The sequence below is a fragment of the Pseudomonas sp. SYWMCR5 genome (genome assembly GCF_057197165.1).
On record NZ_JBXUNH010000003.1, the window covers coordinates 330,605 to 356,120 of the forward strand.

The 25,516-nt window shown below is 63.7% G+C and carries 23 protein-coding genes and 1 tRNA gene; 10 read left to right on the forward strand and 14 right to left on the reverse strand.

Going from position 1 to position 25,516, the window contains the following annotated elements; translation table 11 throughout:
- Positions 1-51: 51 nt before the first annotated feature.
- Genes rffA through AC2CGW_RS12005 form a run of 6 tightly spaced genes read right to left on the reverse strand, consistent with a single transcriptional unit; the run spans position 52 to position 5,193 of the window.
- The gene (rffA, locus tag AC2CGW_RS11980) at positions 52-1,197 is read right to left on the reverse strand and encodes a dTDP-4-amino-4,6-dideoxygalactose transaminase (RefSeq protein WP_288375834.1); all 1,146 of its coding nucleotides are present in this window, start codon (positions 1,195-1,197) and stop codon (positions 52-54) included.
- Entirely contained in the window at positions 1,194-1,913 is a 720-nt protein-coding gene (locus AC2CGW_RS11985; protein WP_186667444.1) for a metallophosphoesterase family protein, read from the reverse strand. Before AC2CGW_RS11985 ends, rffA begins: the two co-directional genes overlap by 4 nt.
- Positions 1,894-2,871 (reverse strand): ATP-grasp domain-containing protein, encoded by a 978-nt coding sequence (locus tag AC2CGW_RS11990; protein ID WP_186667445.1) that lies wholly within the window; start codon positions 2,869-2,871, stop codon positions 1,894-1,896. Before AC2CGW_RS11990 ends, AC2CGW_RS11985 begins: the two co-directional genes overlap by 20 nt.
- Positions 2,868-3,719: an NAD-dependent epimerase/dehydratase family protein gene (locus AC2CGW_RS11995; RefSeq protein WP_186667446.1), complete on the reverse strand. Its 852-nt coding sequence runs from the start codon at positions 3,717-3,719 to the stop codon at positions 2,868-2,870. Before AC2CGW_RS11995 ends, AC2CGW_RS11990 begins: the two co-directional genes overlap by 4 nt.
- Complete coding sequence (locus AC2CGW_RS12000) at positions 3,716-4,444, reverse strand: class I SAM-dependent methyltransferase (protein ID WP_288375832.1); 729 nt, start codon at positions 4,442-4,444, stop codon at positions 3,716-3,718. The genes AC2CGW_RS11995 and AC2CGW_RS12000 overlap by 4 nt, the downstream gene beginning before the upstream one ends.
- Entirely contained in the window at positions 4,441-5,193 is a 753-nt protein-coding gene (locus AC2CGW_RS12005) for a WbqC family protein (protein ID WP_186667447.1), read from the reverse strand. Before AC2CGW_RS12005 ends, AC2CGW_RS12000 begins: the two co-directional genes overlap by 4 nt.
- 277 nt (positions 5,194-5,470) lie before the next feature.
- Here AC2CGW_RS12005 and AC2CGW_RS12010 point away from each other — a divergent pair, with 277 nt between their 5' ends.
- The 3 genes from AC2CGW_RS12010 (at position 5,471) to AC2CGW_RS12020 (ending at position 10,058) form a co-directional block, all read left to right on the forward strand.
- Positions 5,471-8,371 carry an aminotransferase gene (locus AC2CGW_RS12010; protein ID WP_288375828.1) on the forward strand — a complete coding sequence of 967 codons (2,901 nt, stop codon included), beginning with the start codon at positions 5,471-5,473 and terminating at the stop codon, positions 8,369-8,371.
- A 197-nt stretch (positions 8,372-8,568) separates the two neighbouring features.
- Complete coding sequence (gene aguA / locus AC2CGW_RS12015) at positions 8,569-9,675, forward strand: agmatine deiminase (RefSeq protein ID WP_186667449.1); 1,107 nt, start codon at positions 8,569-8,571, stop codon at positions 9,673-9,675.
- 185 nt (positions 9,676-9,860) lie between these two features.
- The gene (locus tag AC2CGW_RS12020) at positions 9,861-10,058 is read left to right on the forward strand and encodes a hypothetical protein (protein ID WP_186667450.1); all 198 of its coding nucleotides are present in this window, start codon (positions 9,861-9,863) and stop codon (positions 10,056-10,058) included.
- Between the two features lie 54 nt (positions 10,059-10,112).
- Here the strand turns inward: AC2CGW_RS12020 and ppk2 are convergent, their stop codons facing one another.
- From ppk2 to AC2CGW_RS12045, 5 genes are all read right to left on the reverse strand, one after another.
- Positions 10,113-11,096 carry a polyphosphate kinase 2 gene (gene ppk2 / locus AC2CGW_RS12025; protein WP_238348364.1) on the reverse strand — a complete coding sequence of 328 codons (984 nt, stop codon included), beginning with the start codon at positions 11,094-11,096 and terminating at the stop codon, positions 10,113-10,115.
- 205 nt (positions 11,097-11,301) lie between these two features.
- A tRNA-Phe gene (locus tag AC2CGW_RS12030) sits at positions 11,302-11,377 on the reverse strand.
- Positions 11,378-11,499: 122 nt separating this feature from the next.
- Positions 11,500-11,772: an oxidative damage protection protein gene (locus tag AC2CGW_RS12035; protein WP_125930973.1), complete on the reverse strand. Its 273-nt coding sequence runs from the start codon at positions 11,770-11,772 to the stop codon at positions 11,500-11,502.
- Complete coding sequence (gene mutY, locus AC2CGW_RS12040) at positions 11,769-12,836, reverse strand: A/G-specific adenine glycosylase (RefSeq protein WP_186710232.1); 1,068 nt, start codon at positions 12,834-12,836, stop codon at positions 11,769-11,771. Before mutY ends, AC2CGW_RS12035 begins: the two co-directional genes overlap by 4 nt.
- The gene (locus tag AC2CGW_RS12045; protein ID WP_186710234.1) at positions 12,833-15,082 is read right to left on the reverse strand and encodes an AsmA family protein; all 2,250 of its coding nucleotides are present in this window, start codon (positions 15,080-15,082) and stop codon (positions 12,833-12,835) included. The genes mutY and AC2CGW_RS12045 overlap by 4 nt, the downstream gene beginning before the upstream one ends.
- A gap of 409 nt (positions 15,083-15,491) precedes the next feature.
- Between AC2CGW_RS12045 and AC2CGW_RS12050 the strand changes: the two genes are divergently transcribed.
- From AC2CGW_RS12050 to hisF, 6 genes are all read left to right on the forward strand, one after another.
- On the forward strand, positions 15,492-17,150 hold the full coding sequence (locus tag AC2CGW_RS12050) for an OFA family MFS transporter (RefSeq protein WP_186667453.1): 1,659 nt from the start codon (positions 15,492-15,494) through the stop codon (positions 17,148-17,150).
- A 189-nt stretch (positions 17,151-17,339) separates the two neighbouring features.
- A complete protein-coding gene (gene hisB, locus AC2CGW_RS12055) occupies positions 17,340-17,933 on the forward strand; it encodes an imidazoleglycerol-phosphate dehydratase HisB (RefSeq protein WP_054891708.1) in 594 nt (197 codons plus the stop codon).
- Positions 17,933-18,571: an imidazole glycerol phosphate synthase subunit HisH gene (gene hisH, locus AC2CGW_RS12060; RefSeq protein ID WP_186720176.1), complete on the forward strand. Its 639-nt coding sequence runs from the start codon at positions 17,933-17,935 to the stop codon at positions 18,569-18,571. The genes hisB and hisH overlap by 1 nt, the downstream gene beginning before the upstream one ends.
- Entirely contained in the window at positions 18,572-18,832 is a 261-nt protein-coding gene (locus AC2CGW_RS12065; protein ID WP_288375824.1) for a DUF2164 domain-containing protein, read from the forward strand. It begins immediately after the preceding gene.
- A 28-nt stretch (positions 18,833-18,860) separates the two neighbouring features.
- On the forward strand, positions 18,861-19,598 hold the full coding sequence (gene hisA, locus AC2CGW_RS12070) for a 1-(5-phosphoribosyl)-5-[(5-phosphoribosylamino)methylideneamino]imidazole-4-carboxamide isomerase (RefSeq protein ID WP_023382794.1): 738 nt from the start codon (positions 18,861-18,863) through the stop codon (positions 19,596-19,598).
- A gap of 10 nt (positions 19,599-19,608) precedes the next feature.
- Positions 19,609-20,379, forward strand: a complete 771-nt coding sequence (gene hisF / locus AC2CGW_RS12075; RefSeq protein ID WP_008091498.1) for an imidazole glycerol phosphate synthase subunit HisF — start codon at positions 19,609-19,611, stop codon at positions 20,377-20,379.
- A 100-nt stretch (positions 20,380-20,479) separates the two neighbouring features.
- On the opposite strand, the gene choV is transcribed toward hisF, so the two are convergent.
- From choV to AC2CGW_RS12090, 3 genes are all read right to left on the reverse strand, one after another.
- Positions 20,480-21,658, reverse strand: coding sequence for a choline ABC transporter ATP-binding protein (gene choV / locus AC2CGW_RS12080; RefSeq protein WP_186667456.1), 1,179 nt, complete (start codon positions 21,656-21,658; stop codon positions 20,480-20,482).
- Positions 21,655-22,503, reverse strand: coding sequence for a choline ABC transporter permease subunit (choW, locus tag AC2CGW_RS12085; protein ID WP_186667578.1), 849 nt, complete (start codon positions 22,501-22,503; stop codon positions 21,655-21,657). The genes choV and choW overlap by 4 nt, the downstream gene beginning before the upstream one ends.
- A 230-nt stretch (positions 22,504-22,733) precedes the next feature.
- Positions 22,734-23,681 carry a choline ABC transporter substrate-binding protein gene (locus tag AC2CGW_RS12090; RefSeq protein WP_151925524.1) on the reverse strand — a complete coding sequence of 316 codons (948 nt, stop codon included), beginning with the start codon at positions 23,679-23,681 and terminating at the stop codon, positions 22,734-22,736.
- 442 nt (positions 23,682-24,123) lie between these two features.
- Here AC2CGW_RS12090 and AC2CGW_RS12095 point away from each other — a divergent pair, with 442 nt between their 5' ends.
- Positions 24,124-25,500: an L-serine ammonia-lyase gene (locus AC2CGW_RS12095; RefSeq protein ID WP_186667457.1), complete on the forward strand. Its 1,377-nt coding sequence runs from the start codon at positions 24,124-24,126 to the stop codon at positions 25,498-25,500.
- Positions 25,501-25,516 lie beyond the last annotated feature (16 nt).

A 25,516-nucleotide genomic window follows, 5' to 3' on the forward strand; every position in this document is an offset into this window, starting at 1 on the left:
TCCTGCTGGTGGTAGGTGGCATTGTGCTGCAGGCGCGTAACAGCCTTTGGTTCAACGGCGCGCGAGCGCGGTACTCAAGGCTGAAATCACTCGGTCCTGGCGTTCATCGCCCAGGCCGCACCACAGCGGCAGGCGTACCAGGCGGTCTGACAGTTCGTCGGTGAGCTGCATCGAGCCATGTGCACGTCCGTAGCGCTCGCCGGCGGGCGAGGAATGCAGTGGCACATAGTGGAACACGGCATACACCTCTTCGTCTCGCATCCTCTGCAACACAGCCTGACGGTCAATGCCCGGGGCGAGCAGCACATAGTACATATGGGCGTTGTGCTGGCAGTCCTGCGGGATGATCGGCCTACGCAGCAGGCCGTCCGCCTCGAGGCCGGCGAGGGTGTGGTGGTAGCGTTCCCAGGTGGCCAGGCGGCTGTTGGTGATCGCTTCGGCTTCCTGCAACTGTGCCCAGAGGAAGGCGGCGGTCAGCTCGCCGGGCAGGAACGACGATCCGACCTCTTGCCAGGTGTACTTGTCGACCTGGCCGCGGAAGAAGCGGCTGCGATCGGTGCCCTTCTCGCGGATGATTTCCGCGCGCATCACCAGCTCTGGATCGTTGGCCAGCAGGGCACCACCCTCGCCGCTGATGACGTTCTTGGTTTCATGGAAGCTGAACGCGCCTAGATCCCCGATGCTGCCCAGCGCGCGCCCCTTGTAGCTGGACATGACGCCCTGCGCGGCATCCTCCACCACCTTCAGGCCGTGCCTGCGGGCGATGGCCAGGATGCTGTCCATCTCGCAGGCGACGCCGGCGTAGTGGACCACGGCGATGGCCTTGGTGCGGGGGGTGATGGCGGCCTCGATCAGGCGTTCGTCGAGGTTGAGCGTGTCTTCACGGATGTCGACGAACACCGGCACCGCGCCGCGCAGGACGAAAGCATTGGCGGTGGAGACGAAGGTGTAGGACGGCATGATCACTTCATCGCCGGGCTGGATGTCGAGCAGCAACGCGCACATTTCCAGTGCCGCGGTGCAGGAGTGAGTCAGCAGCGCCTTGCCGCTGCCGGTACGTTCCTCGAGCCAGGCATGGCAGCGCTTGGTGAACGGTCCGTCGCCGGCAAGCATCTGGCCCAGGTTGGCCTCGGCAATATGGTGGAACTCCTTGCCAGTCATGTAGGGGCGGTTGAAGGGGATCTTTTCCAGGCTCATGGGCGGTTTCCTGCAGCGTTCGCGGGCGGAAGGTCGCTGCGGATCGCGCTGATGCGCCCGCCGATCTGCGTGCCCTTGGCAAGGTTTTCGTAGAAGTACTCGGTGAAGCCAGCATGTGCCATGGCGCGTTGCGCGGCCTCGATGTCGTAGGCGATGCGACAGAGCGTGAAGCGTTGGCCATCCCAGGTGGCGAAGGCGGCCCGAGGGTCGCCGTCGCGGGGCTGGCCGACCGAGCCAGGGTTGCACCAGGCCTTTTCGCGGCCTTGCCAGAGGTACTGCACATGGCTGTGGCCGGAGGCAAAGAAGCGCCCCGGGCGTTCGGCGAAGTAGGCCTCGCTGGGCTCGAGATACTCGTCCAGTGGGTCGTTCCAGCCGCCGTGGATCAGCTCAAGGCCATGCAGGCTGGCGCGCTCCGGCAGGCTTTCGAGCCAGCGGCGGTTGTCGGCGCTGAGCACCTCACGCTGGTAGTCCAGACAGGCATTGGCGCTGTTGGAGCGTGGGCAGGGCTGGTTGAGTGCGATGTAGGCATCGTGGTTGCCCATCAGCGAGAAGATCCCGCGAGCGCGCAAGGTATCGCAGCACTCGTTGATCTGGCTGTAGTAACCGGCGGTGTCGCCCAGGCAGATGATCTCGTCCACACCCATCCGGTCGAGCTCGGCGAGCACAGTGGACAGCGCGGCGAAATTGCCGTGGATGTCAGAAATGATCCCGATCATGAACCACGTAGTCCTCGATGTAGCGCACCGCAAAACCTGCGCGGACCTCTGGTTGCCGGGGCTTCTCGCCCTGGAGATACCAGGCCAGGCACATGGCGGCCTCGTTGTAGCCGAAAGCGGTGCGGATGGAACTGGTGGAAGAGATCCGTGGATTGATCTCCAGCAGCTTCCAGGTGCCGTCGTCTGCCCGGCGGAACTGCAGGTTGGTGGGCCCGACCGGTTTGAAGTGCTGGCACAGGCGCAGCACCACGGCATCCAGGCTGGCGTCGTGGCGCACTTTGGCCTTGGCTGTGGAGCCGTCAGAGGCCAGGCTGCGCTGGAAGGTGATCGCGGCGCAGATGCCGCCCTGGCCGTCACCGAACACCGCCACGGTGTACTCCTGGCTGGCGCTGCCGATGATCGGCTGGGCCATCAGCACCTCCCCGAGAAGGGGTGCCCAGGGTATGAAATCGCGCTCTTCGCGGACCCACACCAGGCCCTTGGAGGCATAGCTGCGTCGCGGCTTGAGCAGGAACGGAAGGCCGAGTTGCTGCGAAAGCGAGGCGAAGTCGCCGGTCAGATGGCTGGGGATGCGGGCGTCGTCTTCAAGTGCCAGCAGGGCCTGGTCCATGGCGTACTTGTCGCGCGACAGGCTGATCAGTCGGGCGTCGTTGAGCACAATCCGGCAGCCGCTGGCAGCCAGCACGTCACGGTGTTCGTCGAGCCAGTGCACATCCTGCTCGATGCCGGGAATCAGCAGCTCGACCCGATACTGCTCGATCATCCGCAGCAGCCAATCCTGATATCTGGGGTCGGCGGTCAGCGGTGCCTGTTCGAAGTGGTCGCACCAGGCCTGGCCGACCGCATCGTCGTAGATGTCGGTGCCCAGCAACGTGAGTGTCGGGTCGGCGGCGCGCAGCGATTTCAGCAGGCCATAGCCCATGATCGCGCCGACGCCGGTGACCATTGCCGTGGTCATTGCTGGGTCTCCTGATGAGCCTGCATCAGTTGCAGGCCGGTACGGATGTCAGTGGCTGGCCAATAGTCGATGGCCTGGTGCAGTTGCGCATCGGCCTGCATGGCCGGCATATCGGCGATGTCCGGCTTGTCCCGTAGGAAGTGGATTTCGGCAGGGCGGGCGCAGGCAGCAAAGGCCGCTTCGGCGATCTCGGACAGCCTGGGGCTGTGCGGGTGCACGCAGTCGAAGCGACCGACCACCGTGCGCTGCGCCACGCGTTTCACGATCTCGGCCAGGTCGTCCAGAAACAGGTAGTTGCGCTGCGCATCGTTGTTGCCATACAGCTGCACTGTCCTGCCTGCACGCGCCGTTTCGGCGATGACGTACAGCAGCCCCTGGTGTTTGCGGCAGGCACCGGCTGCATCGTAGACCTGGCTGGGGCGCAGGATGGTCAGGGCGATTTCGCGTTGCTTGCAGAACAGCTGTGCAAGCTCCTCGGAATGGCGCTTCGACAGCGAATAGATGTTGTAGTGAGGGTCGTCGGCGCTAAAGCCTGCGAACACCGAAGACACCAGGATCAAGTGCCGGGCGCCGCTCTGCGCAGCAAGCTCGCAAGCGCGCAGGGTACCGACCGCGTTGACCTGCTCGGCCTGGATCAGCGCTTGGCTGGAGGTCCCGCCGAAGGCGGCGGCCACCAGCACCGCGGTATCGAAGTGCCCGCCAGCGAAGGGCGGGTTGTCTGCCTGCTCCAGATCGAACGGGAAGTCCGCTTCGCGACGCCCCGCAGTCCTGACTTCGCCCAGCGTGGCAAGCCGGGCGGCGATGGCCTGGCCGATGACCGAGGTGCTGCCGATCAACAGGCTTCTCATGTCGGCTCGACCTGGGCCTCGAACATGAGTGCACAGCAGAGCTCGGGGTAGTCGATGCCGACCGTGCACATCCCTTCGATGATCTCGTTGGACAGCCCCAGTGGCTGCAGTTGCGAGGTCATCAGCGGCTTGAGGAACACCCCTTCCTTGCGCACGATGCGATAGCCGGCCTGCTCCAGCTCATCGGTCAGGCGGCTGACCGAGTAGGTGCGCTGGTGACCGAGTTCCAGATCGCCCTGGCCCAGCTTCATCATGTCGTCGAGCTTGCCTGCCGCATGGCCGATACGCCGGTGCAGCGACTCGCCATTGGGCACCAGGGCGAACAGCCGGCCGCCAGGCGCGAGGAAGCGGCGGAAGTGTTCCAGGACCTGCTGCGGGTTGTCGACGTGTTCGAGGATGAAGCCCATCACGATCAGGTCGAAGGTCCGCTCGGTGTCGAAATGCTCGAAATAGCTTTCGACGATCTCGACCGGACTGTCGGGGTAGTTTTCGCGGAACTGGGCGATGACCGAGGGCGATCCGTCGATCACCGTATGCGAGGCGAAGAAGCGCGAGAAGCGGTTGGTCGAGAAACCGTGGCCGACGCCCAGTTCCAGAATCGAGTGGTGCTGCTGACACAGCTTCATGATCCGCTGGGGATACCAGTTGAGCATGATGTCGTTGTCGAAAGCGAAGCCGAAACGATCACTGTAGGCGCCGATGTAGCTGTCTAGTGCATTGCTCATGGGGAGACTCGCATGTCGGGTGCTGCGCCCGTCGGCGCGGTGGATTCAGGAGCCGATGACCGTATGTGCTTCATGAAGCGCGGTGCGTCCGGGCCACAGTTGAACAGCAGGTCGAGGATGCTCACGCCATGGGTGAAATCACCCCACTGCTGCGGGTATTGGGGGTAGCCGCTGTAGTCGAACCAACTGACGGCGATGCCCTGTGCGGCGAACAGACTTTCATCCAGGTAGTCGCGCGCGGCCGGGCCGGAAAGGTATTCGCTGGCACCGGCTTGCTGGCACAAGTCGACCAAACGCTCGCTCTTGCCTTCACCCAGGCGATAGTCCCAGGAGTGGCTGATGCGTGTGCCGATGCCCAGGTAGTGGCAGACGGCCTGGAGTAGCCTACGATTCAGCGGGCTGAGATGGTCGAACTGCTCTTCGAGATAGATCGGTCGCAGCCACTGTTTGATTTCGTCGAAATACGGCGCACGCTTGTAGTTCGCTTCGAGGGACCGCCAGTGACTGGCGGCCCAGTCGTGCCCGTCGATCCGTGTTTCGCGGATCGCCTGGTGGTAGCGCCCTCTGACCTGAACCGGCACGGTCAGCCATTGCACGCCTTGGGGAGTCTTGATTTGGTTGCGATTACGCCAGTCACGTCGGGTGAATTGCATGTCGTCGTAAAGGATGAACTCGTCCACGGCGGCGATCAGGTCGAAATAACCTTTCCAGGGGATGTAGTTCGACTGCAGGATGGCGACCTTCTTCATGCGTATGCCCCCGCGCGTTTGTGACGAACTTCTGACGCATGCAGCCTGCGCGACGATGCCCCGGCGTCAAGGAGCCGGTGCGGGAGGGGCGACAACAACAGTGGTGCAGCGGACATCGACATCGAGCTCCTGATGGACAGCGGGCGATACCAGGCCTTCTGGGGCGCGGCTTTGGCAATGATCGTTGCAGGTTGGCAACGACTGTCTGCGTCTCACCCCCTTGCTTCCGGGCAGTGGTAATGGCGATATAAGCAAAAAAGAGGCCGAGGTTCGCACCATGCCGTTGCACACCCTGATCCACCGCTCCAGCCTTCCACGTCCCGAGGTTTCCGAGGCGCAGGCCAGCCATACCCTGCAGGCGTATTACGGCCTGCACGGCGCGCTGGTGCCCCTTGGCAGCCAGCAGGACGTGAACTACCGGCTGGACAGCGAGCAGGGGCGCTTCGTCTTCAAGCTCTGCCACGGCAGTTATGCCCAGGTCGAGCTCGAGGCACAGCATGCCGCGCTGGCCTACCTGCGCACCCAGGGCCTGCCGGTGCCTGCGGTGCGTGCAGCGCTGGGTGGCGAGGGCTTGCTGGCGCTGGAGATCGGCGGCCAGGCCCTGCGTTGCCGTGTGCTCGAATACATCGACGGCCAGCCACTGACCCGTCTGAAGCATATGCCGGATCGGCTGATGGCCGAGCTGGGGGCGCTGTGCGCGCAACTCGACAAGGCCCTGGTCGGCTTCGAGCACCCGGGGCTGGAGCGCACGCTGCAGTGGGATCCGCGGCATGCCGAGGCGTTGATCGAGCACCTGCTGCCGGTCATCAAGGACGAGGCCCGGCGCGAGCGCGTCGAGGGTGTGGCCAGTCAGGCGCGGGCGCGTCTGCAGCCGCTGGTCGGACAGCTTCCGACGCAGGCGGTGCATCTGGACATCACCGATGACAACGTGGTCTGGTCGCTTGACGAGCACCGTCAGTGGCAGGCGCAAGGTGTGATCGACTTCGGCGATCTGTCACACACCTGGCGTATCGCCGACCTCTCGGTCACCTGCGCAGCCTTGCTGCACCATGCCGAAGGCGATCCGCTGCGCATCCTGCCGGTGATTGCGGCCTACCAGGCGGTCAATCCGCTGAGCGAAGCCGAATTGCGCGCCCTGTGGCCGCTGGTGCTCAACCGTTCCGCAGTGCTGGTGCTGAGCAGCGAGCAGCAACTCACCGTCGATCCGGACAACCAGTACACCCGCGACAACATCGCCCATGAGTGGGAAATCTTCGATACCGCCACTGCGGTGCCTGCCGCATTGATGGAAGCGGCGATCCTGCAGACGGCAGGTTTTGCCCCCGACACCCTGGACCTCGGCGACTGCGCAGCACTGCTGCCGAGCCTGGCCGGCCAGACCGTGGGTCGGCTCGATCTCGGTGTGCTGAGCCCGCACTGCGAGGCTGGAAACTGGCAGCAGGCCGGATTCGACCAGCGCCTGTTGCTTGCCCAGCCGGCTCCCGCCACCACGCTGCATGGGCAGTACCGTCTGTCGCAAACCCATTTTGACCGCCCGGACGAGCCTGCCACCTGTGCCTTGGGCGTGGAACTGAACCTGCCGAGCGGTACGGTGTTGCACGCGCCGCAAACCGGTATCTGGCTGAGCACCGGGGATGGCCGGGGTTGCCTGAGTACCGCCGGTTGGGGCCTGTGGCTGAGCGGCCTGGAGCAGGCGCCGGAGGATGGCGAATCGGTGCACAAGGGGCAGGTGCTGGGGTCGACCTGTGGCTTCCTGAGCGTGCAGTTGTGCCTGGACCCCAACATTGCGCCGCCGTTCTTTGCCAAACCGTCCCAGGCAAAGGCCTGGCTGGCGCTTTGCCCGTCGCCGACGGCACTGCTGGGCTTCGATTGCGATGCCGAGCCGCTGGTCGATGCCCAGGCCCTGCTGGCGCGGCGCGATGCCAGCTTCGCCCGCTCGCAGAAGCACTACTACGCCCAGCCGCCGCATATCGAGCGCGGCTGGCGCAACTACCTGATCGACATGCAGGGGCGTTCCTACCTGGACATGCTCAACAACGTGGCGGTGCTCGGGCATGGGCATCCGCGCATGGTCGCCGAATCGGCGCGGCAGTGGTCGCTGGTCAATACCAACTCGCGCTTCCACTACGCGGCCATCGCCGAGTTTTCCGAGCGCCTGCTCGAGCTGGCGCCGGAAGGCTTCGACCGGGTGTTCCTGGTCAACAGCGGCACCGAGGCCAACGACCTGGCGATTCGTCTGGCCTGGGCCTACAGCGGCGGGCGTGACCTGCTCAGCGTGCTGGAGGCCTATCACGGCTGGTCGGTGGCCACCGATGCCATCTCCACCTCGATCGCCGACAATCCGCAGGCGTTGGAAACCCGGCCGGACTGGGTCCATCCGGTGGAGGCGCCGAATACGTTCCGCGGCCGTTACCGCGGCGCCGACAGCGCCAGCGATTACCTGCGCGATGTCGACGCCAAGCTCGCCGACCTGGATGCCCGTGGCCGCCAGTTGGCAGGGATGATCTGCGAACCGGTGTACGGTAATGCCGGCGGGATCTCGCTACCCAAGGGCTACCTGCGCGAGGCCTATGCCAAGGTGCGGGCGCGCGGCGGCGTGTGCATCGCCGATGAAGTGCAGGTGGGCTATGGTCGCCTGGGCGAGTACTTCTGGGGCTTCGAGGAGCAGGGCGTGGTGCCGGACATCATCACCATGGCCAAGGGCATGGGCAATGGCCAGCCGCTGGGTGCGGTGATCACCCGCCGCGACATCGCCGAGGCGCTCGAGGCCGAGGGCTATTTCTTCTCCTCGGCCGGCGGCAGCCCGGTGAGCTGCCGGATCGGCATGGCGGTGCTGGATGTGATGCGCGACGAAGGGCTGTGGGACAACGCCCGCGATGTTGGCCGCCACTTCAAGGCGCGCTTGCAAGCGCTGGTCGATAAACATCCGCTTGCCGGTGCCGCCCACGGCTCGGGCTTCTACCTGGGGCTGGAACTGGTGCGTGACCGCCAGACACTTGAACCGGCGACCGAGGAGACCATGGTCCTGTGCGATCGCCTGCGCGACCTGGGGATCTTCATGCAGCCCACGGGAGACTACCTGAACATCCTCAAGATCAAGCCGCCGATGTGCACCACGCGCCAGAGCGTGGACTACTTCGTCGATTGCGTGGATCGTGTCCTGACGGAGCTGAGTTGATTTAAACCGATTTATATCGATTAAATTTCCTGAAATATCTATTTCGATTTTATTTCAGGCTTTAAAAGTCGATATCTATCGGTTAGATTGGTCGTATTCGCTGCCCCTGTGGGAGCGGGCTTGCCCGCGAAGGGGCCCTGCAGACACCTGAACAACCAACCCTGGCACCAGCCTGCCGGGCCATCCAGAGGCTACTCATGAAGACCCTGAACTCGACTCCCCGCGCCGACGGTTTCCACATGCCTGCGGAGTGGGCTCCGCAAACCCAGGTATGGATGGTCTGGCCGGAGCGCCCGGACAACTGGCGCCTGGGCGGCAAGCCCGCGCAGGCGGCACACGTCACCTTGGCCAAGGCCATCGCCCGCTTCGAGCCGGTCACCGTGGCGGTATCTGCGGGCCAGTATGAAAACGCCCGCCGCCAGCTCGACCTGCCCAATATCCGCGTGGTCGAGATCAGCAACGACGACGCCTGGGTCCGCGACACCGGCCCGACCTTCGTGATCAACGATCACGGCGAAGTGCGCGGCGTGGATTGGGGCTTCAATGCCTGGGGCGGTTTCGACGGCGGCCTGTACGCGCCCTGGAACCGTGACGAAGAACTGGCCGCCAAGGTCATGGAAATGGAACGCTGCCAGCGCTACCACACCGAAGGCTTCGTGCTCGAAGGCGGTTCGATCCACGTGGACGGCGAAGGCACCCTGATCACCACCGAAGAGTGCCTGCTCAATCGCAACCGCAACCCGCACCTCACGCGTGAGCAGATCGAGGAAGTGCTGCGCGAGCATCTGGCAGTGGAGACCATCGTCTGGCTGCCCGACGGCCTGTACAACGACGAAACCGACGGCCACGTCGACAATTTCTGCTGTTACGTCAGCCCGGGCGAAGTGTTACTGGCCTGGACCGATGATTCCAACGATCCCAACTATGCACGCTGCCACGCCGCCTACGAGGTGCTGAAAAACACCCGTGATGCCAAGGGACGCGAGTTCGTGGTGCACAAGATGCCCATTCCCGGGCCGCTGTTCGCCACCGAGGAAGAATGCGCCGGGGTCGACCAGGTCGCCGGCAGCCAGGAGCGTGACCCGTCGGTGCGCCTGGCCGGCTCTTACGTGAACTTCCTGATCGTCAACGGCGGCATCATCGCGCCGAGCTTCGACGACCCGGCAGATGCCCAGGCTAGAGCGATTCTGGCCAAGGTCTTCCCGGACCATGAAGTGGTGATGATCCCAGGTCGCGAGCTGCTGCTGGGCGGTGGCAACATCCACTGCCTCACCCAGCAGCAACCGGCACCGGTCAAGCGCTGATCGCCGAACACTGGAAGGGCCTGTCGAACGACAGGCCCTTTTTGTTTGCGCGAACGATTTTTCCACGCGCTGGCACAGCTCTTGTATTGCATTTCCCTGGGGTGTTTCGGGGCGGCGGTCCACGCTGTTCTGTAACAATCCCACAGTAATTTAGCCGCTCACGGCCCCGGGGAGTACGTGTCGAAATGAATGCAGCAAGTGAGTCGGCTTTGTCTCCAATGGCGATCAATCACGAATCGCTCAAGGTGCTGGCGCAATGGTTGAAGCACCATGGAAACATCCGGGTCAGGAAGACCGATACGCGCCGCCTTCTGGATGGTCGCTACCCTCAAGGCCTGCTTAGCGAAGCGGAGCTCGAGGCTCTGGTTGCTGTCTGGCGCTGAAGGCAAGGCATCGCACAACGAAAACGCCACCGTATCGACGGTGGCGTTTTTGTTTCAGCTGGCCAGCTCCGTGGCCTCCTCTTCCTCGAACCCGCGAGCGGCACGACCCACCAGCAGCGGGTCTGGCGCGTGGGCGACGCTGTGATCCTTGCCTGGGTAATCCAGCGAGTGCAGGAAGTGCCGGATGCAGTTGAGCCGGGCGCGCTTCTTGTCGTCGGACTTGATCACTGTCCAGGGTGCATCGGCGGTGTCGGTGTGGAAGAACATCGCCTCCTTGGCGGCGGTGTAGTCGTCCCACTTGTCCAGTGACTTGATGTCGATTGGCGACAGCTTCCAGTGCTTGAGTGGGTCGTCCCGCCGGGAGATGAAGCGGCGCAGCTGTTCTTCGCGATTCACCGAGAACCAGTACTTGAACAGCAGGATGCCGCTGTTGCACAGCATCCGCTCAAGATCAGGTGCCTGGCGCATGAACTCCAGGTACTGCAACGGTGAGCAGAAATCCATGACCCGCTCGACCCCGGCGCGGTTGTACCAGGAGCGGTCGAAGAACACCATTTCGCCCGCCGTAGGCAGGTGCTGGATGTAGCGCTGGAAGTACCACTGGCCCTTTTCCTGCTCGGACGGCTTCTCCAGCGCGACGATCCGGGCTCCCCGCGGGTTCAGGTGTTCCATGAAGCGCTTGATGGTGCCGCCCTTTCCCGCCGCATCGCGCCCCTCGAACAGCACCACGATGCGCTGGCCGGTATCTTTCGCCCAGCTCTGCACCTTCAGCAGCTCGATCTGCAGCGCGTGCTTGGCCTTTTCGTACTCCTGGCGGCGCATGCGTGTGCGATAGGGGTAGCTGGCCGGCAGGCGCGCGCTGGTGCTGTCTTCGTTGCTGCCTTTACGGGCGCTGGCGACTTCCAGGGCGGCAGGTTGCTGGCTGATCCGGGTGATGGACGCTTGCGGTTTGCGCTTGCGAGGGCGCGGTGTGCGCAGTGGCGTAGCCGGGGCAGCTTCGACGGGGTTGGCAAGGGGGAGGGGAGAATCGTCGCTCATGGAGGTCCTTTCGGGGATCGGGTGTCCATGGCGCAGTTTAGGGCGGTGCGGTTGGTGGCTTTTTGATGCTGGTCAATGATGGCCGGTTAGGCAAGACCACTCTTGATCAACAGAGGAGGGAGAAATCGCAGGCAACAAAAAACCCGCACTAGGCGGGTTTCTTGTGTCGCTTCGGGTAACTTTGCAACCACCCGATGCTTAATGGTGGTGCCCAGAGACGGAGTCGAACCGCCGACACGAGGATTTTCAATCCTCTGCTCTACCGACTGAGCTATCTGGGCGACGGGGCGAATTAAAAAGGTTTTCAGACCTTGCGTCAACGACTTTTTGAAAATTTTTTAAATTAATTCCGTCGCTTACGCATGTTGGCTGTTTTTTGTACAGCCAACCGTCCTGATCGGGTTCACTCGCTGGGTGGAACGTAGCCTTCGGCCTGGGCGTATTCCTCGCCGGCGAAGAACTTGTCCATTTCCGCCTGTAGGAATTTGCGGTCTTCGCCATTCATCATGTTCAGGCGTTTCTCGTTGATCAGCATGGTCTGGTGCTTCTGCCACTCATCCCAGGCCTTCTGCGAGATGTGCTCGTAGATGTCCTGGCCCTTGGCACCGGGGTAGGGCGGGCGTGGCAGGCCTGGCAGTTCTTCGTTGTACTTGCGGCACTTCACGGTGCGGGTCATCGGGGGTCTCCTGCAGTCAATTCGTCGGCCACGCGTGCGAGCAGCTTCTTGACCGGGGCTGCGAGGCCCAGGCGCGGCGGGGTGGCGAGGTTATACCAGAGCCAGTCGGGCTCGGCCACGTGCGAGCCGAGCGGGTCGACACGCACCAGCCACGGCTCGATCGCCAGCTGAAAGTGGCTGAAGGTGTGAGTCAGGCCTTGCAGCGCCTGGCTTTGGGTCATGCGCAGGCCGTGCTGGTAGGCGAGGTCGTCGAGCTGCGCCAGGCTGTCGAGCTCCGGCAGGCTCCACAGGCCACCCCACAGACCGCTGGAGGGGCGGCGGTAGAGCAGGATGGCGCCTTCGTTGTTGGTCAGCAGCGGCATCAGCGTCTTGCGCTGGGGCAGGGCCTTGCGCGGCTTGGGTTCTGGGTAGCGTTTCTCGTCGCCGAGCAGGTGCGCCTCGCAGCCCTGTTGCAGCGGGCAGATCAGACAACTGGGCTTGCTGCGGGTGCACAGCGTGGCGCCCAGGTCCATCATCGCCTGGGTGTAGTGGTTGACCCGGGTCATGGGGGTGAAGCGCTCGGCTGCGGCCCACAGCGCATTGGCCACCTTGGGCTCGCCGGGGTAACCGGCCTGGGCGGTGAAGCGCGCCAGGACGCGCTTGACGTTGCCGTCGAGGATCGGCGCTCGGATGCCCATGCTGATGCTGGCGATGGCGCCTGCGGTGGAGCGGCCGATACCGGGCAGCTCGGTCAGCGCCTCGACGCTGCGTGGGAACTCGCCGTCATGCTGGGCGACGACGATCTTCGCCGCCTTCTGCAGGTTGCGCGCGCGAGTGTAGTAGCCCAGGCCCGTCCACAGGTGCAGTACCTCGTCCTCCGGCGCTTCGGCCAGGGCCTGCACGGTGGGCAGGGCCTGCATGAAGCGGTCGAAGTAGTTGAGCACGGTACTGACCTGGGTCTGCTGCAACATGATTTCCGACACCCACACCCGGTAGGGAGTGATGCCCTGTTGCCAGGGCAGGTCGTGGCGGCCGTGCTGATCGAACCACGTCAGCACGGCGCTGGAGAACTGCTGGGGGCTCATCGTTTGAACAGCCCCTTGAGCGCATCTTTCAATTCTGGGCTCACCTTGTCGCCGAGTTTTTCATCGAGCTTTTCGTCGATCTTGTCTTTCAGGCGGTTGCCGGCAAGTTTTGCGGCAACCTTGCCCAGGCCGTCCTGGTCCAGGCGGCAGGCCTTGGCCCCCAGCTCGAGCGGGCCGCGGCAGCGCAGCGGCACTTCGACGCCGACATAGCGCTCATTGACCTGGCAGGCCGGGTCGGGCATCGCGCGCTGGTCGCCTTCGACCATCACGCCGACGCCGTAGTCCATGCCCAGCACGCGCAGGTCCAGATCGCCCTGTCCGTTCACGGTCAGGCCCGGGATGCGCACCTTGAGGTCGGGGTTGCTGGCCACGCCATTGCGCACCACCAGCGTGCCGCGCAGCTCCTGGAAGGGCGTGTCCTTGGCCCGTGGCTCGCCGCTGAGCTGCTTGCGGTTGAGGGTGGCGATGGCCTGGCACAACTGCTGTTCGAGGTTGGCGTTGACCAGCACACCGTCGTTGATGGTGAAGCTGGCGTTGCCGTTGAGCGTGTCGATCAGGGCCTTCTGGCTGTTGCCGGTGGCGGTCAGGTCGCTGGACAAGGTCAGCAGGCCTTTGACCGGCGGCGCCTGATCGGGGCTTTCACGCTTGATGAAGTGCTCGACCGGCACCCGGTTGATGCGGGTGTTCACCCCCAGTTGCGGCACGGCAGGGCGCACATCGACCGTACCCTTGGCCTCGAAGGTGCCGTTGTACAGGCCGCCGCGCAGGGTCTCCAGGGTGACCAGGCCGCCTTGGCCGTTGGCCTTGAGCTGTGCATCGGTGATCGGCAGCTTGTCGAGGGTCAGGGTGCCGAACGACAGGTCGGCCTGCAGGTCGAGGGCGCGCAGGCGATCGACCGGCAGCAGCTTGTCGGTGCTCCAGGCTACTTGAGTGGGGGCGCTGGGCAGTGGCGAGGTACCGGCACCTGCGATCGCACTGGCCTCCTGCTGCTTGACCTCGGCCTGGCGTGCGGCCTTGGCACCCTTGGCTTCTTCGCTCTTGGCCGGCAGGTAGCGATCGGCGTTGAGCGTGTCGCCCTTGAGCTGGAGGCGCAAGGCTTGCTTGGCGAAGTCTTCGACGGCGACGCGGCCGGTGAAGGTGCTCTGGTCGAGTTTCACCGCCAGGTCTTCCATGGCGATGGAGTTCTGGGTGCCTTGCAGGCGGCCGACCAATTCCAGCTTGGCGAAGGCGGTCGGGTCGGCGGTTGCCGGCAGCGGATGGCCGATGCCGTCGAGGAAGGTGCGCAGGTCGAACTGGGCGATGGACAGCCCGCCGCTGAGTTGTGGTGCCTTGTCCAGGTCGCGCAGGCTCAGCTCGCCGAGGGCGCGCAGCTGGTTGGCCGAGACCTTCAGGCCGCTCCAGGACGCGACGTTGGCGCCCAGGTCGACCAGCACCTGGCCTTGGGCGGCGAAGGTCACGGTCTTGCCAGCGGTCGGCTCGCCCGAGGTTTCGCCGGACAGGCGCATGTCTTCGAGGCTGTAGCGCTTGAGCTTGCGGTCGAAGCGCAGATCGCCGACCAGTTCGGTACGGGCCTTGATGTTCGGCTCACTGGCGCTGAGGAAGGCGCTGGCCTTGATCGGGGTGTTGACCCCGTCGTGGATGGGGCCGCTGCTCAACTGGATGCTTTCGGCGCCATAGCTTTTGCCGCTCTGCTCGTCGGTGAACTGCACCCGAGCGTTGTTGACGGTCAGGCTGTCGATGTCCAGTTTCACCGTGCGTTCGTTGCTGGCTTGCGCTTGGGTCGCTGTCGGGGTGCCATCGGCAGCCGGGGGCGGCGCATCAGGGCTGGCGTTCGGGTCGGGGAGCGGCTTGCCGATATCCTCCCAGTTGCCATGACCGTGTTCGTCGCGCAGCAGCGTAAGGTTCAAGCCCTCGATGCGCACATCGCTCATCTGCACCTCGCGGCGCAGCAGCGGCAGTACGCGCACCGACAGGCCGAGCATCTGCAGGTCGGCGAACGGCTGCTTGGGGTTGTTCAGCGTGGCGATGCTCGCCTCGTGCAGTTCCAGGCCCAGCCATGGGAACAGGCTCCAACCGATGTCACCGTTGAGGGTGAGCTCGACGTGGGCCTTGTTGCGGGCCAGCTGGCGGATTTCGTCTTTGTAGTCGTTGGGATCGAAGAGGTGGGTCAGGGCGAAGCCCAGCGCCACGATGATCAGCAACAACCCGAGAAGTCCCAGCCCCAGGAATTTGCCGAACGCTTTCATGGGCGAGTCCTTGTAGTCCGATAGGTGAATTCAAGCGGCAGAGTATAGCGCCGTGACCATCGCTTCTGAGTATCGCTTCGACAGTTATGGTCAGGGCAGTTCCACGCTTGGGTCTGCTTTGGCCTCATTCGCGGGCAAGCCCGCTCCCATGGAAGCCTACGAAAAGGTCGCTGCAGATCGCAAACGGTTGCGCATCCGACCTGTACCGGTTCAGTTTTATGAAAAATAACGATGTCAGATTGATCTCACCGTCATCTTATGCTGGTAACCTTGCGCAGCTTCCGGAGTGACCGCGACCTATTGTCGCGGGGCAACGACGCCGAAAACGGTGCCAATTTCGCCTTGTGTGCCGCGAAAAAGCCAAGGATCCGGTCCGAAAGCGCAGTCTACCTATAAAAGGATCGAATCCATGAATAGCAGCATTACGGCAGGAGCAGCGGCGAGCGCGCCGGGCTTCCTGTCCAAGGAGCGCATCATCGCCCGGCCGGGGTTCAATCGCTGGTTGGTTCCACCGGCCGCCCTGGCCATTCACCTGTGCATCGGCATGGCCTATGGCTTCTCGGTGTTCTGGCTGCCCCTGTCCCAGGCCATCGGCATCACCGCACCGGTCGCTTGCTCGCCTGACATGGGCTTCATCGCCCGCCTGTTCAGCGCCGACTGCGACTGGCAGATCTCGATGCTCAGCTGGATCTACACCCTGTTCTTCGTCTTCCTCGGCTGTTCGGCCGCCGTGCTGGGTGGCTGGCTGGAACACGCCGGCCCGCGCAAGGCCGGCCTGGTATCGGCGCTGTGCTGGTGCGGTGGCCTGCTGATCTCGGCAATCGGGGTGAAGACCCATCAGCTGTGGCTGATGTGGCTGGGTTCGGGTGTGATCGGCGGCATCGGCCTGGGGCTGGGCTATATCTCGCCGGTCTCCACGCTGATCAAGTGGTTCCCGGACAAGCGCGGCATGGCCACTGGCATGGCGATCATGGGCTTCGGCGGCGGCGCCATGGTCGGTGCACCGCTGGCCACTGCGCTGATGGGGCACTTCGCCAACGGCCAGGAAGTCGGCGTATGGCAGAGCTTCGTCGCCATGGCGGCCATCTACTTCGTGTTCATGACCGCTGGCGCCCTGGCGTACCGCGTGCCGCCGACCGGCTGGAAGCCTGAAGGCTGGACGCCGCCGGCGAAGAAGGCCAACGCCATGGTCACCGACCGCCACGTGCACGTCAGCGTAGCCTGGAAGACCCCGCAGTTTGCGCTGGTCTGGCTGGTCCTGTGCCTGAACGTCTCGGCCGGTATCGGCATCCTCGGCATGGCCTCGCCGCTGCTGCAGGAAGTGTTCGGCGGCAAGCTGCTGGGCAACGACCTGAGCTTCAGCGAGCTGAACGCCGCGCAACTGGCGCAGATCGCTGCCATCGCTGCCGGCTTCACCGGCCTGCTCAGCCTGTTCAACATCGGCGGGCGTTTCTTCTGGGCGTCGTTCTCCGACTATATCGGGCGCAAGAACACCTACTTCGCCTTCTTCGCCATCGGTGTGGGCCTCTACACCCTGGTGCCGAACATGGGCCATATCGGCAACGTGGCGCTGTTCGTGGCGGCGTTCTGCATCATCCTGTCGATGTACGGCGGCGGTTTCGCCACCGTTCCAGCCTACCTGGCCGACCTGTTCGGCACGCAGATGGTCGGCGCCATCCACGGTCGCCTGCTGACCGCCTGGGCTGCGGCCGGCGTGCTGGGCCCGGTGTTGATCACCTACCTGCGCGAATCGCAGCTGGCGGCAGGTGTGCCGCGCGCGGCAGCCTACGACATGACCCTGTACATCCTCGCCGGCCTGCTGGTGCTGGGCTTCATCTGCAACCTGCTGGTGCGCCCGGTGGCCGACAAGTACTTCATGACCGACGCCGAGCTCGCTGCCGAGCGCGCGCTGAGCCACGACAAGGGCGCCGATGGCGCGCAGGCGCTGGAGTGGCATGCCGCTCCGGGCAGCCTGCCGCTGGTGCTGCTGGCCTGGGCCGTGGTGGTGATTCCGCTGGCCTGGGGCGTGTGGATCACTCTGCAGAAGACGGCAGTGCTGTTCCACTGATGCACTGATTTGCCGGGCCTGAAAGGGCCCTTTCGCGGGCAAGCTCGCTCCCACAAGGGCAAAAGGACCCTGTGGGAGCGAGCTTGCCCGCGAGTGCTTTGTGCTGCCACACGTCATCCGCGTTTCAAGCCGGCGCATTCTGGGCCTATAATGGAGCCCTTTTCGCCCAATGATTTTGCGGAGCTGGTGATGGTCGAACGTAAGGCTTCCGTCGAGCGCAATACCCTGGAAACCCAGGTCAAGGCCTCGATCAACCTGGATGGCACCGGCAAGGCCCGATTCGATATCGGTGTGCCTTTCCTTGAACACATGCTCGACCAGATCGCCCGGCACGGGCTGATCGATCTGGACATCGAATGCAAGGGCGACCTGCATATCGACGATCACCATACCGTCGAGGACGTCGGTATTACCCTCGGCCAGGCCTTCGCCAAGGCCATCGGCGACAAGAAGGGTATCTTCCGCTACGGCCACGCCTACGTGCCGCTGGACGAAGCGCTGTCGCGCGTGGTCATCGACTTCTCCGGCCGTCCCGGCCTGCAGATGCATGTGCCGTTCACCCGCGCCTCGGTGGGCGGTTTCGACGTCGATCTGTTCCAGGAGTTCTTCCAGGGCTTCGTCAATCACGCCCTGGTGACCCTGCACATCGACACGATTCGCGGTCACAACACCCACCACCAGATCGAAACCGTGTTCAAGGCCTTCGGCCGCGCCCTGCGCATGGCCGTGACGCTCGATGAGCGCATGGCCGGCCAGATGCCGTCGACCAAGGGATGCCTGTGATGCAGACTGTCGCCGTCATCGACTATGGCATGGGCAACCTGCACTCGGTGGCCAAGGCCCTCGAGCATGTGGGCGCTGGCAAGGTGCTGGTCACCAGCGACGCTGCGGTGATCCGCGAAGCCGATCGCGTGGTGTTTCCAGGCGTCGGCGCGATCCGCGACTGCATGGCCGAGATCCGTCGCCTGGGCTTCGACAGCCTGGTGCGTGAAGTCAGCCAGGACCGCCCCTTCCTCGGCATCTGCGTCGGCATGCAGGCGCTGCTCGAGCACAGCGAGGAGAACGAAGGCGTCGACTGCATCGGCCTGTTCCCCGGCCAGGTGCGCTTCTTCGGCAAAGGCCTGGAGGAAGACGGCGAGCACCTGAAGGTGCCGCACATGGGCTGGAACGAAGTCAGCCAGTCCATCGACCACCCGCTGTGGCACGACATCCCGGACCGCGCGCGTTTCTATTTCGTGCACAGCTACTACATCAATGCCGGCAAGCCGGGCCAGGTGGTCGGTCGTGGCCACTATGGCGTCGACTTCGCCGCTGCGCTGGCTGACGGCTCGCGCTTCGCCGTGCAATTCCACCCGGAAAAGAGCCACACGCACGGCCTGCAGCTGCTGCAGAACTTCGTCGCCTGGGACGGGCGCTGGTAAATGAGCAGGTCGAAGACCAAGGCCCCGGCCATCACCCTGGCCCCCGAGCAGGAGCGCGAGGCGCTCGATGTGCTCAAGCGCTTCCTTGAAGAGCGCTTCGAGCTGACGCTCGGTTCGTTCGAGGTGGCCGAGGTCCTCGAGTTGTTCAGCAAGGAAATTGCACCGCATTACTACAACAGGGCGATTGCCGATGTTCAACTGCACCTCAAGGAGCGGTTCGAGAGCATCGAAAGCGACCTGTGGGCGCTCGAGAAGCCCTGAACTCCACCGATTAGAACAGGTTTCCAAGATGCTGATTATCCCCGCTATCGATCTGAAGGACGGTGCCTGCGTGCGCCTGCGCCAGGGCCGCATGGAAGACTCGACGGTATTCTCCGACGATCCGGTGAGCATGGCTGCCAAGTGGGTGGAGGGTGGCTGCCGCCGCCTGCACCTGGTCGACCTCAATGGCGCCTTCGAGGGCCAGCCGGTCAACGGCGAAGTGGTCACCGCCATCGCCAAGCGCTACCCGAACCTGCCGATCCAGATCGGCGGCGGCATCCGTTCGCTGGAAACCATCGAGCACTATGTCAAGGCTGGTGTCAGCTACGTGATCATCGGCACCAAGGCGGTCAAGCAGCCTGAGTTCGTCGCCGAGGCCTGCAAGGCGTTCCCGGGCAAGGTCATCGTCGGCCTGGACGCGAAGGACGGCTTCGTCGCCACCGACGGCTGGGCCGAAGTGAGCTCGGTGCAGGTCATCGACCTGGCCAAGCGTTTCGAGGCCGACGGCGTCTCGGCGATCGTCTACACCGACATCGCCAAGGACGGCATGATGCAGGGCTGCAACGTGCCCTTCACCAAGGCCCTGGCCGAAGCCACCTCGATCCCGGTGATCGCCTCGGGCGGCATTCACAACCTGGGTGACATCAAGGCCCTGCTGGACGCCAAGGCCCCGGGCATCATCGGCGCCATTACCGGGCGTGCCATCTACGAAGGCACCCTCGATGTCGCCGAGGCCCAGGCCTTCTGCGACAACTACCAAGGCTGAGGACTGAACCATGGCACTGGCCAAGCGCATCATCCCTTGCCTGGACGTGGACAACGGCCGGGTGGTCAAGGGCGTCAAGTTCGAGAACATCCGTGATGCGGGTGATCCGGTGGAAATCGCCCGTCGCTACAACGAGCAGGGCGCCGACGAGATCACCTTCCTGGACATCACCGCCAGTGTCGATGGCCGTGATACCACCCTGCATACCGTCGAGCGCATGGCCAGCCAGGTGTTCATCCCGCTGACCGTCGGGGGTGGCGTGCGTACCGTGCAGGATATCCGCAACCTGCTCAACGCTGGTGCCGACAAGGTCTCGATCAACACCGCCGCGGTGTTCAACCCGGAGTTCGTTGGCGAAGCTGCCGACCGTTTCGGTTCGCAGTGCATCGTCGTGGCCATCGACGCCAAGAAGGTTTCTGGCCCAGGCGAAACGCCGCGCTGGGAAATCTTCACCCATGGCGGGCGCAAGCCTACCGGCCTGGATGCGGTGGAGTGGGCGAAGAAGATGGAAGGTTTGGGCGCCGGCGAGATCCTGCTGACCAGCATGGACCAGGACGGTATGAAGAATGGCTTCGACCTGGGCGTGACCCGTGCCATCAGCGACGCGCTGGGGATTCCGGTGATTGCCTCCGGTGGCGTGGGCAACCTGCAGCACCTGGCCGACGGGATTCTGGAAGGGCATGCCAGTGCGGTACTGGCGGCGAGCATCTTCCACTTCGGTGAGTACACGGTGCCAGAGGCGAAGGCCTACATGGCGTCGCGCGGGATCGTGGTGCGCTGAATCAGTGAAGGGGGCCGCTATGCGGCCCAATCGCGGGGCAAGCCCGCTCCTACAAAGGCCGCGTAGTATTTTGTAGGAGCGGGCTTGCCCCGCGATGGTTTCAGCCGTGATTCTTGCCCAGCAACGCGTGATACAGCTCGCTGTCGCCCAGAATCCCGACCACCTTGTCGTTCTCCTGCAGCACCAGCTTGTTGCCGGTCTGATAACGAATCTGCAGCGCCTCGCGCATGCCGATGTCGGCGTGCACCAGCGTTGGCAGACGGCCCAGGCTTTCCACATCCTGCCCCGGCACCCAGTTCTGCAGGTCCAGCCCATTCTGCCCCTGACGCGCGCGCTTGATCGAGCCGCCTTCGCCCAGGTCCAGCCACGAGTCGCCACCCGGGTCCAGGCACACCGATCCGTTGATCCGCTTGCAGTTGTCCAGGCTGCGCATCAGGCTGCGGCCGCACAGGACGTTGAGCGGGTTGGTGTGGGCGACGAAGGTGCGCACGTATTCGTCGGCCGGGTTCAGCACGATCTCTTCCGGCTTGCTGTACTGGATGATCCGGCCATCCTTCATGATCGCAATGCGGCTACCCAGCTTCAGGGCCTCGTCCAGGTCGTGGCTGACGAAGACGATGGTCTTGCTCAGCTTGCGCTGCAGCTCCAGCAGCTCGTCCTGCAGGCCCTGGCGGATCAGGGGGTCCAGCGCGGAGAAGGGTTCGTCCATCAGCAGGATGTCGGCGTCCATCGCCAGCGCCCGGGCCAGGCCCACGCGTTGCTGCATGCCACCGGACAGCTCGTCCGGCTTCTTGTTGCGCCACTGGGTCAGGCCCACCAGCTCGAGCTTCTCGTCCACCAGCTTGCGCCGCTCCTTCTCGGGGCGACCCTGCATTTCCAGGCCGAAGCTGATGTTCTCGCGCACGGTCAGCCATGGCATCAGGGCGAACTTCTGGAACACCATGGCGATGCGCTTGGTGCGCATCATCTTCAGCTCTGCCGGGGAGCAGTGAGCGATGTCGATATGCTTGCCTTCGTGCTCGACGAACAGCTTGCCGCGGCTGACGGTGTTCAGGCCGTTGATGCAGCGCAGCAGGCTCGACTTGCCCGAGCCCGACAGGCCCATCAGCACGCAGATCTCGCCTTTCTCGATGTCCAGGTTGGCCTTTTCGACGCCGACCACCAGGCCGGTCTGCTTGAGGATCTGCTCGCGGGTCTTGCCCTGGTCGAGCAGCGACAGCGCTTCGCGCGGCTTGCTGGAGAAGATGACGTCGACATCTTCGAAGCGAATGATGCTCATGCTTCACTCCTTGCCGGCAGTTCCGGTTGCTTGCAGATACGGTCGAGCATGATCGCCAGCAACACGATCGCAAGGCCCGCTTCGAAGCCGAGCGAAATGTCGGCGGTATTGAGGGCGTTGACCACCGGTTTGCCCAGGCCATCGGCGCCGACCAGGGCGGCGATCACCACCATCGACAGCGACAGCATGATGCATTGGGTAACGCCTGCGGCGATGCTCGGCATGGCGTGCGGCAGTTCGATGCGCGTCAGCAGTTGGCGACGCGAGCAGCCGAAGGCCTTGCCGGCGTCCATCAGCTCCTGGGGCACATCACAGATGCCCAGGTAGGTGAGGCGGATAGGGGCCGCGATGGCGAACACTACGGTGGAGATCAGCCCCGGAACCACGCCCAGCCCGAACAGGGTGAGGGTCGGGATCAGGTAGACGAAGGTGGGGACGGTCTGCATCAGGTCGAGCACCGGACGCATAGCGGTATAGAACATCGGCTTGTGCGCGGCAATGATGCCCAGCGGCACACCGATGGCCACGCAGACCACCGTGGCGAAGCTCACTTGCGCCAGGGTTTCCATGGTTTCCTGCCAGTAGCCGAGGTTGAGGATCAACAGGAACGACAGGGCGACGAAGACGGTCAGCGCCCACTTGCGCTGGATCAGGTGCGCGAGGGCGGCGAACAGGGCGACGAGAACGAAGGGGTTGAACCAGGTCAGGGCACTGGTGACGCCATGGATCATGAACTCCAGGCCTTGGGCGATAGCGTCGAAGTAGTTGGCGCCGTTCTGGGTCAACCATTCGACAAATGAGGCGATGTACTGCCCCAGAGGTATTTTTTGATCGATAAGCATGATAGCGAGCTTCCACCTGCAATGATTGAAATCAGTCCGGGGTGAGCACGGTCCCACCCCGAGGTAGTGCCTAGGCTCTGGATGGAAAGCCTTGATACTCGGTGATGCTGCGTTGAAAACAGCCTCGGAGTACCCATTTGAAACCCGTAAAGTCGAGCGCGACCCCGGCCGTTCCTCGGCTGTTTTCGCCTTGCCTGACCTTCGTCTCAAGACTTTTCATCCAGAGCCGACAGCTACTGCGTCAACTTGGCCTTGGCTGCCTCCAGGCCTGGTTTGCCATCCACGGTGGTGACGCCGGCCAGCCAGGTCTCCAGCTTGCCGGGGTTGTCCTTGAGCCACTTCTTGGCGGCCGCCTCGGGCTTCATCTTGTCGTCCAGGACATAGCCCATCATGGTGCTTTCATCCTTGAGCTCGAACACCAGGTTCTTCAGCAGCTGGCCGACGTTGCTGCATTCCTGCGCATAACCCTTGCGGGTGTTGGTCAGTACGGTGGCCTTGCCGAATTCTGGACCGAAGAACTCATCACCCCCGGTCAGGTACTGCATCTTGAAGCGGGTGTTCATCGGGTGCGGTTCCCAGCCCAGGAACACTATGGCCTCGCCGCGCTTCTGCGCCCGATCGACCTGCGACAGCATGCCGGCCTCGCTCGACTGCACGATCTTGAAGCCGGCGTCCTTCAGGCCGAAGGCGTTCTTGTCGATCATGCTCTGGATGGTGCGGTTGCCATCGTTGCCCGGTTCGATGCCGTAGATCTTGCCGTCCAGTTCCTTCTTGAACTTGGGAATGTCGCTGAAATCCTTCAGACCCTTGTCATACAGCGCCTGGGGCACTGCCAGGGTGTACTTGGCGTTTTCCAGGTTGGCGCGGACCGTCTCGACGGTGCCAGCGTCGCGGTACTGCTTGATGTCGTTTTCCATGGTCGGCATCCAGTTGCCGAGGAAAACGTCGAGGTCCTTGCCGGTGGCCAGCGACTTGTAGGTCACCGGCACCGAGATCATGGTGGTGTGGGTCTTGTAGCCCAGCGCTTCGAGGACAACGCTGGTGGTTGCCGTGGTCACGGTGATGTCGGTCCAGCCGACATCGGAGAAGCGAACCGTTTGACACTGTTCGGGTTCGGCCGCTTGGGCGAACACAGGTGCTGCGAGCAACGCAACCAACAACAGCGAGGGTGAACCTTTCATGGGTGGACTCCTGTGATTTTTTCTTCGGGTTCGCGTAATCGTCGTCGCATTCTGGGGCGTCGATCGATCTGGCCTGCAGAGGGCAGGTTGCGTGGCCGTGCAATACGAGTCGCTTTCGATAATCCCCCAGCGTTCGGCAATCGCCTACTGGTGGAGTCGTAACCAGTGCAGGACAGGTCGCATCCAGTACGGGCAATGTCGCTTACGGATTTTTCCACACCTCGGCCCGTGTCTTTGCGTCACCGGTTCGCCTGAAAGCGGCGAAATGATGGCTGTCGCAACAGGGCGCTGCCGGACAAAAGTACGTCGGTTGCAGACGGCGAGGGGTGGGGTAAAAGCCCGATGATGCGTGCATTCGCGGCAACTCGCCGCTATCAGCCTAGCAGCTGGCTGCGCCGCCACATGGCGCGCAGAGACAAGCCCATCAAGAGGTGATTCGACAATGGCCATCAGCGTGTTCGACCTGTTCAAGATCGGCGTCGGGCCTTCCAGCTCGCACACCGTCGGCCCCATGCGCGCCGCAGCGCTGTTCGTCCAGGGCCTGCGCGAGCGCGGTGAGCTGGAGCGGGTTCGGCGTATCGAGGTGCGTTTGTACGGCTCGTTGTCGGCCACCGGCATCGGTCACGGCACCGACAACGCCACGATCATGGGGCTGATGGGCGAATGGCCCGACGCAATCGACCCGACGCAGATCACCCCACGCATCGCCGACCTGCGCGAAACCGGCATATTGCAGCTCGACAGCCGCCTGCCCATCGAATTCATCTGGGCCCGCGACATGCTGCTGCTCGACGAGAACCTGCCCTACCACCCCAATGCCATGACCCTGGTGGCCGAAGGTGCCGAGGGCGAGCTGCATCGCGACACTTACTACTCGGTGGGGGGCGGCTTCGTGGTCGATGCCGCGCAGGCCGCGAGCGGCGTACTGGACGCCGACCAGACGGTGCTGCCCTACGATTTCAACAGCGCCGCCGAATTGCTGCGCCTGTGCAAGCAAAACGACATGCGCGTGTCGCAATTGATGATGGAGAACGAGAAGGTCTGGCGCAGCGAAGCCGAGATTCGCGCCGGTCTGCTCAAGCTCTGGGGCGCCATGCAGGAGTGCGTGAACAACGGCCTCAAGCACGAAGGCATCTTGCCCGGCGGGCTCAATGTGCGGCGCCGCGCAGCCAAGCTGCACCGCAGCCTGCAGGAGATCGGCAAGCCCAACGTGATCGGCTCGACCATGAGTGCCATGGAGTGGGTGAACCTGTTCGCCTTGGCGGTCAACGAAGAAAACGCCGCCGGTGGGCGCATGGTCACCGCACCCACCAACGGCGCGGCCGGCATCATCCCGGCGGTGTTGCACTACTACATGCGCTTCTCCGACGCGGTGGACGAGTCCAATGTGGTGGAGTTCTTCCTCGGTGCAGCGGCGGTAGGCATCCTGTGCAAGAAGAACGCTTCCATCTCCGGCGCCGAGGTGGGCTGTCAGGGCGAGGTCGGCTCGGCCTGCGCCATGGCTGCAGCGGGTCTGGCCGAAGTGCTGGGGGCCACGCCGGCACAATTGGAAAACGCTGCAGAAATCGCCCTGGAGCACAACCTCGGGCTGACCTGCGATCCGGTCGGAGGCCTGGTCCAGGTGCCTTGCATCGAACGTAACGCCATCGCTGCGGTGAAGGCGATCAACGCCGTACAGATGGCCCTGCGTGGTGACGGCGAGCACTTCATCTCCCTCGACCAGGTGATCCGCACCATGCGCGACACCGGCGCCGACATGCACGACAAGTACAAGGAAACTTCTCGCGGCGGGTTGGCAGTCAGCGTCATCGAATGCTGATGCGCTGATCTGGCCC

Excerpts from the sequence above, each read along its gene's own strand:
- mutY (WP_186710232.1), bottom strand. The coding sequence starts at position 12,836 with ATGAGCCCCCAGCAGTTCTCCAGCGCCGTGCTGACGTGGTTCGATCAG.
- choV (WP_186667456.1), bottom strand. The coding sequence starts at position 21,658 with ATGAGCATCATTCGCTTCGAAGATGTCGACGTCATCTTCTCCAGCAAG.
- AC2CGW_RS12005 (WP_186667447.1), bottom strand. The coding sequence starts at position 5,193 with ATGAAGAAGGTCGCCATCCTGCAGTCGAACTACATCCCCTGGAAAGGT.
- ppk2 (WP_238348364.1), bottom strand. The coding sequence starts at position 11,096 with ATGAGCGACGATTCTCCCCTCCCCCTTGCCAACCCCGTCGAAGCTGCC.
- AC2CGW_RS12090 (WP_151925524.1), bottom strand. The coding sequence starts at position 23,681 with ATGAAAGGTTCACCCTCGCTGTTGTTGGTTGCGTTGCTCGCAGCACCT.
- AC2CGW_RS11985 (WP_186667444.1), bottom strand. The coding sequence starts at position 1,913 with ATGATCGGGATCATTTCTGACATCCACGGCAATTTCGCCGCGCTGTCC.
- AC2CGW_RS12035 (WP_125930973.1), bottom strand. The coding sequence starts at position 11,772 with ATGACCCGCACCGTGAAGTGCCGCAAGTACAACGAAGAACTGCCAGGC.
- hisB (WP_054891708.1), top strand. The coding sequence starts at position 17,340 with ATGGTCGAACGTAAGGCTTCCGTCGAGCGCAATACCCTGGAAACCCAG.
- AC2CGW_RS12000 (WP_288375832.1), bottom strand. The coding sequence starts at position 4,444 with ATGAGCAATGCACTAGACAGCTACATCGGCGCCTACAGTGATCGTTTC.
- AC2CGW_RS12045 (WP_186710234.1), bottom strand. The coding sequence starts at position 15,082 with ATGAAAGCGTTCGGCAAATTCCTGGGGCTGGGACTTCTCGGGTTGTTG.
- AC2CGW_RS11990 (WP_186667445.1), bottom strand. The coding sequence starts at position 2,871 with ATGACCACGGCAATGGTCACCGGCGTCGGCGCGATCATGGGCTATGGC.
- AC2CGW_RS12050 (WP_186667453.1), top strand. The coding sequence starts at position 15,492 with ATGAATAGCAGCATTACGGCAGGAGCAGCGGCGAGCGCGCCGGGCTTC.
- AC2CGW_RS12065 (WP_288375824.1), top strand. The coding sequence starts at position 18,572 with ATGAGCAGGTCGAAGACCAAGGCCCCGGCCATCACCCTGGCCCCCGAG.
- AC2CGW_RS12095 (WP_186667457.1), top strand. The coding sequence starts at position 24,124 with ATGGCCATCAGCGTGTTCGACCTGTTCAAGATCGGCGTCGGGCCTTCC.
- AC2CGW_RS11995 (WP_186667446.1), bottom strand. The coding sequence starts at position 3,719 with ATGAGAAGCCTGTTGATCGGCAGCACCTCGGTCATCGGCCAGGCCATC.
- AC2CGW_RS12020 (WP_186667450.1), top strand. The coding sequence starts at position 9,861 with ATGAATGCAGCAAGTGAGTCGGCTTTGTCTCCAATGGCGATCAATCAC.
- AC2CGW_RS12010 (WP_288375828.1), top strand. The coding sequence starts at position 5,471 with ATGCCGTTGCACACCCTGATCCACCGCTCCAGCCTTCCACGTCCCGAG.
- rffA (WP_288375834.1), bottom strand. The coding sequence starts at position 1,197 with ATGAGCCTGGAAAAGATCCCCTTCAACCGCCCCTACATGACTGGCAAG.
- hisF (WP_008091498.1), top strand. The coding sequence starts at position 19,609 with ATGGCACTGGCCAAGCGCATCATCCCTTGCCTGGACGTGGACAACGGC.
- aguA (WP_186667449.1), top strand. The coding sequence starts at position 8,569 with ATGAAGACCCTGAACTCGACTCCCCGCGCCGACGGTTTCCACATGCCT.
- hisH (WP_186720176.1), top strand. The coding sequence starts at position 17,933 with ATGCAGACTGTCGCCGTCATCGACTATGGCATGGGCAACCTGCACTCG.
- hisA (WP_023382794.1), top strand. The coding sequence starts at position 18,861 with ATGCTGATTATCCCCGCTATCGATCTGAAGGACGGTGCCTGCGTGCGC.